Below are 15,897 nucleotides of genomic sequence, written 5' to 3'. Positions count from 1 at the left end.
TAATCATTTATCTTCTTAGTTCAATAAAGCCGGAATATTGTTTGGTCTGCTGCTCACCATCGATATTCACGTCTATGGTAAACACATAGAAATAAGTTCCGCTTGGCAGCTTATCGCCCAGAGATACCATGGCTCCAGCATTGGCACGACCATCCCAGTATTGACCACCTTTGCCATAGCCATCGCCTTTAGAACGGTACACTACGGTGCCCCAACGGTTAAATACTTCGAGCTTAGAAACGGTATTTTCATTCACAAAAGTACCACTCACCACATAGGTATCGTTAATACCGTCATCGTTTGGCGAGAAAGCATTAGGCAACAACAGCTCCTGATCATCATCAACCGTTACGTTACCTATGAAGATGAATACCGTTGCAACGTCCTGACGGTCGGGCTGCTCCGTGTTTATTACCCGATAACGCACCGAATCGCGACCGAAGAAGTTAGGTAGCTTCTTATACTCCAATTTACCTTCACTGTTGATACTTGCATCACCAATGGTCTCAAACATTCGCACTTCACCCTTGTCATCGATATAATCCCAGCTGCTGATAATCTCAAATTGCAAATTACGATATTTGTCAACGTCATTTTCTTCGTTGGGGAAGTAATCCACACCGGAAAGGTAACGGTCATTTTCTGTCACGTTAAATTCTCCGATCGCTTCGCCATTGGGCAAGCCAAACACATCATTGATGGCAACCAAAGGTTCTACTGCAAGGCGAACGCTTCCATTCATCGTTACATCACACCCCTGGCTGCGTGCCACCACGTAATAATCACCACCCTCTGACTGCACGCCGAAGCTTATTTCAGCACCTGTACCGACCACTGTACTGACCGGTTCAGTTGTACCCGTATTATAGAGGATATAATCTACCCCCTCCTGGGACATATCCAGCTTAATGGTATCAGCATGTATCAGACCATAGCAATAGCTGCTAATGCAATCGTAATTACTTTCTCCATTTCCATAATGAAGAGTTACATTATAAACAACCAATTCTGGTTTTTCAGTAACCACGATAGGAGCACTCTCACTTGGGCAACCACTATTAAAATCGATGGCTTTCACATAATACGTGTGCGTACCTTTTATCGGATTAGGGAAACTTACTTCGCCTCCGTTACCCGTAAGATAAGCTGTTACCTCGTTAGCTTCGTTAATTAATTGATAACCTACATTATTTACTGTATTAGCAACGCTAAGGCTAATACCGGGCAGGCCAAAGCAATATTCCTGGTCGGTAGCTGGTGATAAAACAGGTGCCGCAGGCATTTCCTTATAGTTGACTTCAACCATACCCATGGATACATCGCACATACCGCCCGAAACAGCAATCACTTCATAGAGTACCTCACCGCTCACCGGTTCGGTTACTTCCCATGCTATTGGTGCTCCATCAGCAGCACCCACTTTAGGATCTTCCTGATCTATGCCATCGGCTTCCAGTATATAAGTCTGTCCTTCCTCACTACCACTTAGAGTAATAATGGCTCCTACATTACCACATACATTCCCATCGTTAACGCTTAAATCGAAGGGCTGCGGACTAGTTTGCATCTCGATGGTAACTGTCTCGCCGCCATTCATATCCACGAAGCAGCCTGTGCCCCTTGTTGCCGTAATGGTGTAAGTACCTACGGTAAATTGTCCCAGGCTTAATGCATCACCGGCGGCTGTGCCTTCCACCTGACTTATCAAGTCGGTTGCACTATGCACACTATAGACCACTCCCTCTTCCTGATCTTCGAGCATCAGCTCATAGGCTCCTTCAGCTTCGCAATAAGTCAAAGGTGATTCACCTACTACCTTAAAGTCAGTAACAGCATCGGTAAAGGATACGCTTACAGTATCTTTCATACTTGACGAACATCCTTTATCAGAGATGGCATACACAGTGTAAGCGCCCGCCTTGCTAACGCTGCCAAACTCATACTTAGCACCTGTACCAGCAATGGTTTCAATGTGCTCCTTACCTGATGCAGGATTGTGATAGAAGAGATAGTAATTATGATCTACCTGCGTATTTTCTAATGCTAACACAGCCTCTGCACTGCCACAACCATATGGCTCCGCCATTAAGCGATAAGCCGTTGGTAGGGGGTTGTATTTAATAGTAATGCGGTTAAGCATTTCATTATTACATTGGTTTAATGGATCATATACAGCGTCACGGTAACCTACAACATAGTACTCACCTTCGTTCATAAGTGGCTTAAAGAAGCTATCACCAGCCACGCCTCTAAGCGTATCAATGCCAGCATCAGCATCTTCACGTACCCTGAATAATATATAATTCACATCGGCTTCGGCTCCAAGTAACTCAATACTTACTAAACCATCACCCTCGCAAATTGCATTAGGTGCACGCAATTCCTTCTTGCCTACCGCATTGGGGTTATTGACAACAATCTCATTATCCGCATCGGTATTATCCAATATAAAGTCACACTTACCATTAAAGGCGACTACACGATAACGTCCACCATCGTCGTTGATCACAAACTCTACATGACCATCGGCATTGAGTTCAGTTCCTTGCTTAGAATAACCCGGCACTTCTTCATTGTTGATGTTACTCACCAGAGCGTAACGCATCTCAGCCTGCGGATTAATTACCAATATAGTATCCCCGGCACAGGCCTTCTTATCACCTTCGACGAAACGTACTTCACGATCTTCAGGTAATGGAACCATTTTTACTTTCACCTCACCGGCCATTAGTAATGGGCCACAAATAGTGTTGTCATTGCTCTTGTTAGCCTGAACAGTATAAGTACCTTCAGCCGATACGCTCCAAACAATATACGGATCTGCTGCTGTACCAAAATCTGCTGTTGCCAGGCCATCAAGCAAGAGTTCATAAGTAACACCGGCTTCGGCAGCAATACGCAGCTGAGCTTCTCCACCTTCACAGAAAATAGTATCGCCCTGTAGTGTACGCACTTCAGCCATCGGATCGATGACCAGGGTAAGTACATTGGTTTCGGAAATACATTGACTTTGTTGATCTGTAGCCAGTACTCTATACTCTCCTACTTCGGTAAACTGACCAAAAGATAAGCTGCCATTACCGGTAACTCCTGATATTGGTTCGCCTACAGCATCAGCTCCTCTGAAAAGCTGATAATCAATATCATCTTCCTGACTATCAAGATATATCTCAACACCATCCATATCGTTGGCACAGAAGTGACCCTTATCTTCAGCTAACAGTGTGAAGGCCGTCGGTAAGGCATCTTCCTTAAGTACAACAGAAGTAGCCATTGGGAATACACAACCACCACCCACTTTTACGATTACGGAATAGGTACCTTCCTTATAGAAGCCGTCGAACATAATGGCGTTGCCATCTCCTGTTTTTGTTTCCAGCTCAGCAGTTTCATTTTGCAGTATGTACTCAACACCTGCCTCTGAACCATCCAATCCAAGCTGCACACCTTCTTCGCCGGCACAGTAGTGACGGTCCGCTTCTACTAATGGGGTCATATTGAAGGGGGTAACACCGGCCACATCAATCATGAAACTTCCACTCATTGGAACAGCACAAAGAGGATTACCCGTATTATAGCCCATCACGGTGTACTCACCAATAGTATTATGGGTGCCAAAGGATACTTCAACTCCATCCGCTCCTTCCTGAACAATACCCGTTGGGTTACCACCGATGTATAGCTCATAGCTCATACCTGTTTGGGAATCCAACAGCTTGATTTCACGATCGGTACAATCGTTAACCGTACCAGTTGGTTCTAGCTTTTGTTCAAGCGGCAAGGCAAACTCAGTAACGGTAACCGGGTTAGCCATTGTTATACGGTCGCCCGGTACATCCGGCCAATAGGCTTCTACCCGGTAAGTAGCAGTACCTTCATAGGTAAAGTCCACTCCATCAACTCCATGGGTCCAGCTCACTTCAGTTGTGGGATCTACATAATTCACTGTTCCCATCACCTGTCCATCTTCATTACGGATGAGCTCATAAGTTACCCCCACAATAAGATCGGGCGACACATATATGGAAACAGCCTCGGGATTACCAGCACAGTAACTTTGATTGAATGGTAATACATTGGTAGGTATCACACCTTCGAATACACTGATTACCAATTCCGTGCTATCCAGACATCCAGTGCTGGTTTCTGCAATAACTCTGATAACGGTCTGGTCATCAGTAATATCATTGGGAGTCCAGGTGTAGATGGCAGAACCATCGTGGCTAGCATCCTCAACTCCATTTACTTTATAATCATAATTAACAACGTCTGTACCATCGGCCGTGAACTCTATTGCAGTACCGGCAATAACGTTGGTAGCAGAAGCCGTAAGCGAAACGCCGGCCAAAGGATTCACAGTAACCTCCATCTCAGTAGCCGCTAAGGCAGCACAGCCATTGGCATACTGATAGTTAACACCAATCGTATAGGTGCCCGGTGTATTCCAGCGCACAGTAATAGCTTCGGTGGCATCTCCGGAAACAATGGTTCCTTCTGCGGGAACCGTCCACACGTAACTTTCGTGACCAGCCTCAGTTTCATAAACTTCAAAGTTATTGTTACATACTTCAATTCCACCGGTAATCGTTGGAGCAGGTGTTTCCAATACCTCTACCGTAAACGCGGTAGGCACCGAAGGCAGACATTGTTTTTCATCTTTGTAAGAAACACTAACTGTGTTAGTTCCGGCAGATTTCCATTCCACCTCAATAGTACCGTTATTATCATCACTAATAATATCGCCTCCACTAACATTCCAGTTATACTCCGTCTTTCCTACTTCAGTTGAGAAGGATGAACTGTAAGTATTACATGCTAAAGCATCTCCGGTAATTGAAGGAATTGGCAACTGATTTACCTCCACCGTCAATTGAGTAGCTTCCACCGCTGAGCAGCCGCTTGAGTTATCATAATTAACCTCAATTGTAGCCTCTCCCGGCACATCCCACTGCACTGTTACACTATTACTGTAGGGAGCAGACTCAAGGATAGTACCACCTGTAGCACTCCATTGATAATTATTTTGCCCTTCTTCAGTTGTGTAAACATGCTGTGTTCCAATGCAAACAGAAGTCTCACCACTCACATTAACTTCCGGAATAGCATTTACGGTAACCGGTAACACAAAGGGTGCCACGGCAGGACAACCAAATAGCTCATAGTTCACACTAATTTCATGAACGGGAGCAGACGGATCAGACCACTCAACCTCCACGGTTGGTAATGATGGGTCGGACACGATGGTGCCGCCGGTAATCTGCCAATCATAATTAATGGCTCCTGACTGAGTTGTATAAGTGATTGTGTGCCCTTCACAAGCTACATCCAAACCGTCTATGGTAGGTGTTGGCAGATCAACCACAGTAATGGTTGCTGTAGAAGGCACTGCTGCATCACAAGTTTTCTCATCTGTATAACTTACGCTAAGTACATGATCGCCAGTGGCATCCCATTGCACCTCGACTACATGAGTATCACTTGCGCCAACAATAGTACCACCAGAACCTAGCTTCCAATCATAATTACTCATGCCCTCCTCGGTAACATAAGTCATTGTTGATCCTTCACAAACTGTAGGCGAACCGGTAATTGTTGGCACCGGTAAAGGGTTGACAGTAACTACATAAGCAGTTGGCTGAGCCGGCGAACATTCATTAGCATCCAAATAAGTTACTTCAATTATTTGTTCTCCCGGTGTCAACCAGGTAACCGTAATTTCATTAGTTCCTTCACCACTGTCAATTCTACCTGCAGTAGCACCACCCACAATGGTCCATACATAGTTAGTCATGCCGGCATCCGTCGAATAAGTATGCCCACCCGATGTGGCACATGCTTCATTGGGTCCAGCGAGTGATGGAAGCGGCAATGAATTTACGGTCACATTTTCTGTAGTAGGCACAAGTGCTGAACAGCTACCGGCAGTTTCGGCATAATTAACACTGATGGTATAATCACCCTCGGTATCCCACAGCACCTCTACACGCTCCTGGTTATCAGCGCCAATAATTGTACCGCCACTCACGGACCATGTATAATTTGAGCGACCCGTTTCAGTCGTATAAATTTCGTTTGCATTATGACATGGCGATAAGTCACCACTAATGGTGGGCGTAGGTCTGTTATGCACAGTAATGGCTGTGCGAGCCGGAGCTGGCAATGTACAGCTATTGTCGTTAACATAATTAACCTCAATCCATCCCGCTCCAGGAGTGTCCCATGTCACGTTGATCACATCACTGCCTTGTCCGGCAGTAATCGTACCACCATCAACATCCCAAAAATAATTGGTCATACCTGCTTGGGTACGATACTCACCTGCCTCATTCAGACACACTTCCGTTCTTCCCTCAATGGTAATAAGCGGAAGGGCACTCACCACTACCGGCAAAGTACTGGGTGAAGTAGGTGCACAAGCTTCGGGATTTGTTTTATAAGTAACTGTTACCGAACCGGTGCCGATTGTATTCCATCGTATTTCAATAAAATTATTTCCGTTTCCACCTGATACAAGTTGACCACCCGAATAAGCCCAAACATAATCCAACATTCCCGCCTCAGTCTCGTAGCGCTCTACTACCCCATCACAAACATCAGTATTACCGGTAATACTTGGAGTTGGCAGGGGATTAATGGTCAGATTCACTTTACTTGACTGTGAGCTACATCCAAAATCAATGGAGGTAACCACATAAATACTTACATCAGCGGCAAATCCATCGGCAACAGTAATTGTATTGTTGTTCGATGGTGCTCCCAGGGAAACATCTCCGTTACCATCATTATAGAAAAACTCGTACTGATAATCAGCATCGTAAGGATCAGCCGTAATAGTAACAGGCTGACCTGCACAATAATTATCACCGTCATTAGGGGCAGAAATACTTACCTTAGGCGCAGCAACCATGTTAATCGTTTGCGTATCAGAATCTGAGCATCCGGTTACATTATCCGTAATGGTTACTTCAACAGTCGTATTTTCTGTAATTACTACTGCAATACTATTTCCGCTTGCAGGACGAGGCGTACCGTTAACAATAAACTCGTATGTATAATCATCCGAGCCCAATGTGGCATCCGCCACAAAAGTCAGCTCCGTATTTTCACAAACAGACGACCCTGGAGGTGCCGGACTAATTCGTAGTGCCGCGTTAATATCATTGACTTCCACTATGGTAGTTGCGCTAGCACTACAAGTATTATTATCGGTAACCGTTAACTCGTAGTTACCCGTCGCTGCAGTAGTCACATTGTTTAGCAATGGGCTTTGCTCTGTACTAATAAATCCGTTAGGTCCTGTCCATGAGTAGCTATCCATAGATTCGGGACCACCGGTCAACTGTAAGTTATCCCCGGCACAAAGCGGACCGTTATTGTCTGCTGTTACCAATGGATTAGCATGAATGGTAACGGCCAAATCACTGGTGGTACTGTTACAGCCTATATTATCTTCAACAGAAACACTGTAGGTTCCACCATCGGCTACTGTAGTCCCCACAACCGTATGAGATGCCTCGGAACCGCGAGCTATTTCTACGCCGTCTTTATACCAAACATATTCTGAATAAACCCCATTTCCACCTGCGGCTACCGCTGTTAGAATCAAGTCGGTATTCTCACACACAGGAGCATTATAACTAATGCTCACCGTTGGCTGCGAATTAACAACTACAATGGTTGAGGCCCCGGCAGGTGAACAACCATTATCATCTGTAACAAGCAACACGTATTCACCAGCATCAAACGAATTAGCACCGCTGATCGTAAAAGAAGGATCGGTACTGACCGTTAAACCACTTGTGGTCTTAACCCACTGATAGGCATATGGACCGGTACCGCCTGTTACTTCAGCACTTAAGGTTATATCGCTACCAGCACATACCGGTCCACTATTACTTACTGTGACTGTTGCCACTGGATTAACCGTTACTTCAGTTATAGCAGACACAGGCGCTTCACAGCCGTTATCATCTACCACACTCACCTGATACTGACCAGCATCTGTCATAGTAACAGAGCTTAGAGTAAAACTCTGCTGAGTCGATATTTCGGCTGGGTTACCTACCTTACTCCAGCTAAAGGTAAAAGGTGCCATCCCCCCACTAACTATAGAGCTAAGGTTCACATCCTGCCCTTCACAAACCGGACTATCATTATCAGCCGTAATAGAAGGAAGTTCATTAACGACAACTGTAGTAGTCGCATTAGTAGTACAAGTGTTACCATCGATGATTGTTAAGGTATAATCACCTGCCATAACGGCGGTAGCATTGCTAATAACGGGACTTTGTTCATTGCTAACAAATCCGTCAGGACCTGTCCAGGCATAAGAGTCCATCCCGGCAGGGCCACCTGTAAGCATTATATCTTGCCCTACACATGCAGGACTGTTACTGCTTGCTGTTGCCTGCGTATTAGGATGAATGGTTACGGCTATTTGTGCAGCATCACTCACACAGCCACCATCATCCTGCACTGTAACACTATAGGTTCCGTCATCATCTGGGGCAACAGCAGGGTTAATAGTATAAGTATTCGCAGCTCCTCGTCCTATCTCCAGACCATTCTTATACCATACATATTCTAAATAATTTGTAGTCCCTCCCGAAGGCGTTGCCGTTAGTGTTAAAGCCAGACCTTCGCAAACAGGATCATTATAGGCGATACTAACGGTAGGGCGCTCAGTAACCTCAAGCGTTGTCTGTGAAGTTGCCGTGGCAGCGCAGCCGTTGGCATCTGACACGCTTACTTCATAGGTGCCGGCATCAGACGCGACCACAGGATTGATTATATAATCTTTATTGGTTGACACAATGGTCAAATCAGGCACTTTTGTCCATTCATAGGAATAAGGCGCTTCGCCGCCGGTTACTGTTGCTTCGAGTGTAGCCGTTCCCCCTTCACAGATCGGTCCATTATTGGCCGCCGTTACGTTGGGCAGGCCAAATACTTCAACCGTCGTCGTAGCCGAATTTTCACAAGTCTTACCATCTTCAACAGTCAGTGTAAAGGTATGGCTACCGACACCATAAGCGCTTGAGTTTAATGTTAACTCAGGCAAAGCACCTACTACATCACCATTCTCATCAGTCCATGTGTAGCTTTCCATACCGGCAGGCCCACCTTGCAGCGTAAAGGGTAAGCCTAAGCAAATATTTCCTCCATTAGTAGCCGTGATAGGCGGCAAGGAATTCACTATTAAGGTAGCCGATCCATTCATATCGACTTCACATTTACCCTTAGTGTGAATCGCTTTTACAGTATACACCCCCGCGCGCGATACACGATACGACATTGCCCCTCCGGTGCCTGACTCAGGCACTTCATTAACGAGAGTGCCATCGCGGTAAAATTTGTATTCAACCCCTACTTCTGATCCATCGAGCACCAAGTCATATGTTTGACCCTGACATATTTCAGCATCGCTACCCAGATTAAAAACAGCCGGAGACTCATACACGCGCGTATAATCATAACTTGTTCCAACATTGCCTAATCCATCGGTTTGCACGTAGCTAAACACAACAGACTGCCCATAATATTGAGGCTCTACTTGATGTGGTAAAAAATGCAGTTCAGTATTTTGTCCGCTTCCATTGATGGTAAACCACTCGGGATGATCGGTTTGCACCCCTCCAGCAGTGGTATAAACACGCCAAGTGATATCTATGGCATCCTTATGCCAGCTATTGGGAACAATGACGTCAGCACCACCGGCCGAACAATATTGATCTTCCAAGCTCGATATAGAATCTCTTAAGCCTTTAAGGCTTGCCCCACTTTTGGCAATTTGGCGTTCTACTTGTTTATATAATTTATTTCGCTTGACTTGTTCATCCGCTGAGTTAACACCGGCACCAAATTCTTGGCCATAGACATTTACAGCCAATAGCAAACATACAAAAACACCAAATAAATGCTTCATTCTCTTCATAAACATGAGTTTACATTGGGTCCCCAACTTCACATAGTCCCTCTAAACAGCAATAAAAATATAATTTCGTTTTCAATACCCGCATAGCTTAGGTCTGATTATTATAATTATTTTATCAACACCTTATTAAAGGCGATGAATAAGCCAATCATTACCACACACTTCGCCCCTTCTGCGGTAATGCAGAAACGAACTATCTCAAACAATTAAATTTTTTACGACATTATTGCTCATAAGTTACAGCCAACCCGGTATTCTTTCTCTTCTCTCGACCCTCCAGCCGTTCTATTTATCGTTTAATCCTTGTTTTTTGTTGTTAAGCCCAGCCCAGCCAACAAGTTCGACTGCTGCTCCAAGGCAATCCGTAACACTTTTACGAAATCACTCACCTGCCGCTGCATTTCTAATAATTTTTTTTTGCGCTGTATCAACAATCGCTTCACCTCATTCTGGGCCTCATTGCACTGCCCATCCAGTCGCATAAGGTCTTTAAGGCGAGCATCAAGCGACCGTAAATCCTCAGGGCTAATATTATAAACAGACAAGGCATTGAGCCAATCCCGGCTATTCAGCAAATTGGATACAAAGGTTGTCATTTGAAAAGTGAAATCTTTTAGTTTTCGCTCTCGTATGCCATTTAACATTAATACTTTTACCGCATTTTTATCCTCAGCCAAGAGTATGCGGGTGAGCTTCAGGTAACGCATATAGTCACGTTTTATAGCCGCATACATTCTCCGTTTTTCCTTAAACAAAGCCTGTCGGTCTTTCTTTGCCTGCTCTACAGTTTCAGCCAGTTTCAATAAATCAGCATTTAGCGCCTGCATTTGATGCAGCCGGGGTTCATCATATCCATAATGACGTATCGCATTCAGTACAGTTATTTGCTGAAGACTTCGTTGAATCAACAACTCTATACCTGATTGAAAAACCGCCAAACTGGATCTTGAGTAATGCATACCTACTGTTTTATAGTATTACAGTAATTTATATGATATTAATTTACAATGTTTTAATAATACATCATAAATCCAAGCGATTCTTAATTTTTTATTAGCAAATCAATGATTTAATATCACTATTCTAGTTATGAAAATAACATTCAACTATTAGCACCTGACATGATTTTAATATTAAACAATATTCAGAATCCGCATACTACATAGTTTAATTATGCACTTACATTTGTCATTTCGCAATATGATATTATGCCTTATATGAAGATTTAATCAGATGTTCTATCCCCTTACACAATAGACAGCCAACACCACCACTCTTCACAATTAAAAACAAGTAGAAGATCACCTCAAAGCCGGTTGAATGGGTGTTTTTCAGAATGCATCCCTAAATGTACTTTCAACGGAAGCCGTTAGGTTATCGTTTTGAGAAACAAACCTATTGACATTTTATCAAAATCATCAATAAACCCACTCTGGAAATCCATTCTTTATCCCCTGGTGAGAATTATAGTTTGCACATCCCAAGGCGAGGAACGATATAGGATGTATTTGACTTGCAGCCACAGATTCCCATATCAAAACAAGGCTTGATATGGGCAGTCAATGCGCAAATTCAAATATGAACCTTAAATATTACAGAAGAGTATAGACCTAATATTAGTTCAAAATAAAGGATTTAACTTCCTTTATATTAACCCCTCAGGGTTAACTACGCATTCTGTAGAAAACCCTGAGTTGTATTTATTGAAAAAACATCTTGCGAATTATATTATTACCATGGTAGCACCATAGCCGTACTCGCGAAAAGAAGCATCCTGATAGACATGCTTTTTATACTGTCGATCGAGCAACTTACGCAACTCTGTCTTTAGCTTACCGTTACCCACGCCATGTATAAACACAATCTTACGACCCTTATTTTGTTTATTATCATCCATCACCTGCTTAAACTTATCGAGTTGAATGGTGATAATTTCTCCTTTACTGAGACCAGCGATTGTATCAATGAGTTCATCTATATGCAAATCAACCTCCAACATCTTATTATCATCACGTCGTTTGGTCTTCTTACGCACCGATACCTCTTCTTTCTCACGCAGTGCCTTGTTAATCTCCCGGTCGCTTAAAGCCTCCAATTTGCGCTCCAGCTCACCCTTAATAACCGGCAGTAGAACGGCCTTTTCGTGGTAGTAATCATTATCAGCAAACACGTTTTCTTTTAGAAAGCGGGCAGCTTTTATCTTAATCACTTCCGACACAGGTACCATATTCTTATAGCTCTTATTCTGCTTAAACAACATCAGGTTAACCTGCCACTGACGGTCATCGAGCTGCATCACCCCTAAACGATCAAGAGCTACTTTAGTATTGGGCTCCACCATGCCATGGTACAAAAGATCGAGATCACCATCTTTGCGCAGGTTACTAATAGTATAATACACGAAGAAGTTGCTGTCGTTAACCATTTGCGCACGTAAGTTGCCGGAGGCCTGTCCCGGCTTATCGCCATGCAGAAAAGCAAGATACACCTGCGGCGCCGTATCATCACCCACCTCCTCCGGAAAATCGTAGTTTTCCGGCTCTTCCTGTTCGGTCACCGCTTCTCCGCCTCCGGCGGCAGGCTTCTCATCTTTTATCACCACACATTCGTTGGTCAATACGGGCACTTCAAAACCATCTTGATCTTCCACATAGGCTAACTTGCCTTCAGTACGCACCACAACACCTCCACCACTTGTATTTAAAAAGCGAACTATATCGCCGGCTTTCACTATCATCGTCAACAATTTTTAATAATCCATAAGCAATAATTCGCACCCTCAATTGGTGCAGTCATGCAAAGTTAACTAAATTTGTCGCGCTAAAAATAAAACGAATGAATAAGCCCAGCATCTCCATCAGCGAATATAGCTATACACTGCCCGAAGAACGCATTGCTAAATACCCTTTGGCCAATCGCGATGAGTCAAAACTATTGATATATCGCAATCAGCAAATTGAGGAAGGCAAGTTCCCTGATTTACTGAATGTATTACCTGTGGGGGCCATGCTGGCTTTTAACAACACCAAGGTCATACGTGCGCGCCTTCGCTTTCAAAAGGAAACGGGTGCCGCCATAGAAATATTCTGCCTTGAACCACTGGAACCCGCTGAAGTTAACTCCGCTTTTAACACACGCGAAGCCACTATCTGGAAGTGCATTGTAGGCAATGCCCGCAAATGGAAAAGCGGCGTCCTTAGTCAGACGCTGACCATCGATGAACAAGACATTACCTTATGCATTGAAAAAGGCGAGCGAATGGGCGATGCCTATGCCATTCGCTTTAGCTGGAACAATCCTAACTACGCCTTCTCTGAACTGATAGAAAATATTGGCCGTACACCCATACCCCCCTACCTGAATCGCGACACCGAAGACATTGACAAGCAACGTTATCAAACTGTTTACTCTCAGCATCAGGGATCGGTGGCAGCCCCTACGGCCGGACTCCATTTTACCGATGATATTTTAGTACGCCTTAAGGAAAAGGGGCATCCTTTGCTCAACGTAACCCTTCATGTGGGGGCCGGTACTTTTAAACCGGTAAAAAGCGAAGAGATCTCCGATCATGATATGCATACCGAACATTTTGCGATAGAGCGAAATGCCTTGGAGCAGTTAATCGCCAATAAAGAGCCACTGATTGCCGTTGGAACCACCTCGGTACGCACGCTGGAGAGCCTCTACTGGTATGGTGTACGCATCCTAAGCGGAGAAAGCATTGAACAGGGCATTCAACAGTGGGATCCCTATAACCTAACGGCTTTCTACAGTAAGGATGAAGCCCTGATGGCGCTACTAAACTACATGAAACAACAACAACTCAATCACCTGGCAGGTAAAACAGCCATCATCATTGTACCGGGCTACAGGTTTAAACTAATCAGTGGTCTGGTGACCAATTTTCACCAACCACAAAGCACCCTGCTATTACTCATTAGCGCCATTGTAGGAAAACGCTGGACAGACATCTATAACTACGCGTTGGAAAACGACTTTCGCTTTTTGAGCTATGGTGACAGCTCCTTGCTGATGATTGATAAATAAGTGAATAGATCAATTAGAAAATGGACGAAATGAAAACCGAGTGGGATGAATATGCAGAAAATTGGGAAACGAATCCAGGAGTAGTTGAATTCTCTAAAAAAGCATTTAACAGTCGCACAGAGTTAGTTGATATTGAGGGTCTGAAAATACTTTAGGGTGGGACACAGGATTATTAAGCGAATTAATTTTACCCAAAGCAAAAAAACAATGCCACGTGCCCCTTCCATTCAAATGACCTTAGTGTTAAAGCTACCGATATTGATTATTTTTATACTAATCTTCAAACTGTCAGGTAAGGTATAAAAACGCAGCTATGAATAGTAACACATCTAAGAAAAGTATTAAATATAATGACAAGCAATTTTATTGTCCCTTGGCCTTTACGCTCAATTTAATAGGCGATAAATACAAAAGTCTTATTATTTTTCATCTCAAAGATGGTGCACAAAGGTCTGGCGAATTACAAAAAAGTATTACAGACCTATCCAATAGAATGTTTACTTATTCTATTCGAGCACTGGAAAAAGACAAACTTGTTAGGCGCATTGTTTACCCGGTAACTCCACCAAAAGTAAAATACGAATTAACGAAAGAAGGCAAATCATTAATCCCCATCATCCTTCAGCTGGACAAATGGGGACATGATTTTGCAAAATCCAATCACTTATACGCTCCTAATGAGTAGTGCAGTTCGTAAGAATGAGAATATATTTCGAAAACAGTACCAAATGGATCTTCCACATAACACATACGGTAAGGTTTGTCGCCTGGATAATATTCCCTTATTGGCATTCTTTGTTTGCCTCCGGCATCCACAATCTTCTTTACAAGCCCTTCAACATCCGGATCCTGAACCGAAAAATGAAATAGACCCGTTCTGAATGGTTCAAACCTCGGCTTTAAGTCTTTACTTGTCTCAAATTCGAATAATTCAAACCCTATTCTATCACCGGTTGAAATATGGGCTATTTTAAATGTGCCCCAGCCCGTACCAAACACATCTATACACATTTGACCGATGGCGGTCTCATTTTCTTCAGTTACAACTGTTGGTTCCATAATAATGTAGAAACCCATTACCTCAGTATAAAACTTAACTGCCTGGTCGATATTTGGTACCGTAATTCCAATGTGAGAGAATGTTTTAGGGTAAGTCTTACCTGATTCATTAAAATTATGCATCTCGTTATTGTTTTGTGAGTTAACAATGGTTGAAAGTGCAAAAACACTAACAACAATTAATTTATTTATAAACATCACTTTCCTATTTTTGTTTGGCACAAAATAAACATGTAAGCCAATACAAAACAATAAGTTACATCAATTGCACATAGTTACACACATGTGTATTTTAAAGACTTACAACAGAATAACACTTTAAAATAAATTACAAACTAGCTGCTCCCCTAAATTGAAACCTTCAGCATCGTAATATTGAGATGGTCTATGTACGATATTATCCTATGCCGAGTGCATGTGAATTACAGGCTATACCCCTGATAGGAGATCCTTTTATCAATAGTTCAAGGGCTTTACGTCAGCAGACCATAGTCTGTTTAATATGTATATGTAGTTAGCAAAAAAAAATGCAATACGCAGGTATTGCATCAGAAAATATTGAAGTCGAATAGTTAACTTGGAGAAGCATCTCATACGGGATGATACGATTAACCTCTCCTCTTTATGTGCTCTTAACTCTCACGATGTGCTATTTCATCTTCCAGTATTTCTTCAATATCGGCGCGGCAGCTGCCACAGATAGTGGCCACATCAGTTTCGTCCTGCAAGGCCTCAAAAGACATAATATTTTTATCGCGTATTACTTTTACAATATCAGCCTTTGTCAGGCGCATATGCCGACATACAAAATCATTATCTTCAAACATAGTTAATTATTTTTTAGTACTTATAAAGCA

The 15,897-nt window shown here is 43.2% G+C and carries 8 protein-coding genes; 3 read left to right on the top strand and 5 right to left on the bottom strand.

Features of this window, described 5'->3' with window-relative positions:
* Positions 1 to 7: 7 nt before the first annotated feature.
* From ACRD7A_RS05100 to ACRD7A_RS05090, 3 genes are all read right to left on the bottom strand, one after another.
* Positions 8 to 9,934, bottom strand: a complete 9,927-nt coding sequence (locus tag ACRD7A_RS05100) for an immunoglobulin domain-containing protein (RefSeq protein ID WP_430810053.1) — start codon at positions 9,932 to 9,934, stop codon at positions 8 to 10.
* A 296-nt stretch (positions 9,935 to 10,230) separates the two neighbouring features.
* Positions 10,231 to 10,893 carry a PQLLE family protein gene (locus ACRD7A_RS05095; RefSeq protein WP_430810052.1) on the bottom strand — a complete coding sequence of 221 codons (663 nt, stop codon included), beginning with the start codon at positions 10,891 to 10,893 and terminating at the stop codon, positions 10,231 to 10,233.
* A gap of 764 nt (positions 10,894 to 11,657) precedes the next feature.
* A complete protein-coding gene (locus ACRD7A_RS05090) occupies positions 11,658 to 12,671 on the bottom strand; it encodes a DUF2027 domain-containing protein (protein ID WP_430810051.1) in 1,014 nt (337 codons plus the stop codon).
* 98 nt (positions 12,672 to 12,769) lie between these two features.
* Between ACRD7A_RS05090 and ACRD7A_RS05085 the strand changes: the two genes are divergently transcribed.
* From ACRD7A_RS05085 to ACRD7A_RS05075, 3 genes are all read left to right on the top strand, one after another.
* Positions 12,770 to 13,981, top strand: coding sequence for an S-adenosylmethionine:tRNA ribosyltransferase-isomerase (locus ACRD7A_RS05085; protein WP_430810050.1), 1,212 nt, complete (start codon positions 12,770 to 12,772; stop codon positions 13,979 to 13,981).
* Between the two features lie 20 nt (positions 13,982 to 14,001).
* The gene (locus ACRD7A_RS05080) at positions 14,002 to 14,136 is read left to right on the top strand and encodes a hypothetical protein (protein WP_430810049.1); all 135 of its coding nucleotides are present in this window, start codon (positions 14,002 to 14,004) and stop codon (positions 14,134 to 14,136) included.
* Positions 14,137 to 14,294: 158 nt separating this feature from the next.
* Positions 14,295 to 14,666 carry a winged helix-turn-helix transcriptional regulator gene (locus ACRD7A_RS05075; RefSeq protein WP_430810048.1) on the top strand — a complete coding sequence of 124 codons (372 nt, stop codon included), beginning with the start codon at positions 14,295 to 14,297 and terminating at the stop codon, positions 14,664 to 14,666.
* Here ACRD7A_RS05075 and ACRD7A_RS05070 read toward each other — a convergent pair.
* Together ACRD7A_RS05070 and ACRD7A_RS05065 are read right to left on the bottom strand one after the other, a co-directional pair.
* Complete coding sequence (locus ACRD7A_RS05070; RefSeq protein WP_430810047.1) at positions 14,642 to 15,238, bottom strand: lactoylglutathione lyase family protein; 597 nt, start codon at positions 15,236 to 15,238, stop codon at positions 14,642 to 14,644. The two genes, ACRD7A_RS05075 and ACRD7A_RS05070, sit on opposite strands and share 25 nt — an antisense overlap.
* A 434-nt stretch (positions 15,239 to 15,672) precedes the next feature.
* Entirely contained in the window at positions 15,673 to 15,867 is a 195-nt protein-coding gene (locus tag ACRD7A_RS05065; protein WP_430810046.1) for a (2Fe-2S)-binding protein, read from the bottom strand.
* Between the last annotated feature and the right edge of the window lie 30 nt (positions 15,868 to 15,897).

The sequence above is a fragment of the Carboxylicivirga longa genome (genome assembly GCF_050589825.1).
In the GTDB taxonomy this organism is placed as follows: Bacteria; Bacteroidota; Bacteroidia; order Bacteroidales; family Marinilabiliaceae; genus Carboxylicivirga; species Carboxylicivirga longa.
Note: the sequence above shows the minus strand (reverse complement) of the source record. Positions and strands in the feature narration are given on the sequence as shown.

Bases quoted from the DNA above. Each gene is read 5' to 3' on its own strand.
- ACRD7A_RS05100 (WP_430810053.1), bottom strand. From the start codon at position 9,934: ATGAAGAGAATGAAGCATTTATTTGGTGTTTTTGTATGTTTGCTATTG.
- ACRD7A_RS05095 (WP_430810052.1), bottom strand. From the start codon at position 10,893: ATGCATTACTCAAGATCCAGTTTGGCGGTTTTTCAATCAGGTATAGAG.
- ACRD7A_RS05090 (WP_430810051.1), bottom strand. From the start codon at position 12,671: ATGATAGTGAAAGCCGGCGATATAGTTCGCTTTTTAAATACAAGTGGT.
- ACRD7A_RS05085 (WP_430810050.1), top strand. From the start codon at position 12,770: ATGAATAAGCCCAGCATCTCCATCAGCGAATATAGCTATACACTGCCC.
- ACRD7A_RS05080 (WP_430810049.1), top strand. From the start codon at position 14,002: ATGGACGAAATGAAAACCGAGTGGGATGAATATGCAGAAAATTGGGAA.
- ACRD7A_RS05075 (WP_430810048.1), top strand. From the start codon at position 14,295: ATGAATAGTAACACATCTAAGAAAAGTATTAAATATAATGACAAGCAA.
- ACRD7A_RS05070 (WP_430810047.1), bottom strand. From the start codon at position 15,238: ATGTTTATAAATAAATTAATTGTTGTTAGTGTTTTTGCACTTTCAACC.
- ACRD7A_RS05065 (WP_430810046.1), bottom strand. From the start codon at position 15,867: ATGTTTGAAGATAATGATTTTGTATGTCGGCATATGCGCCTGACAAAG.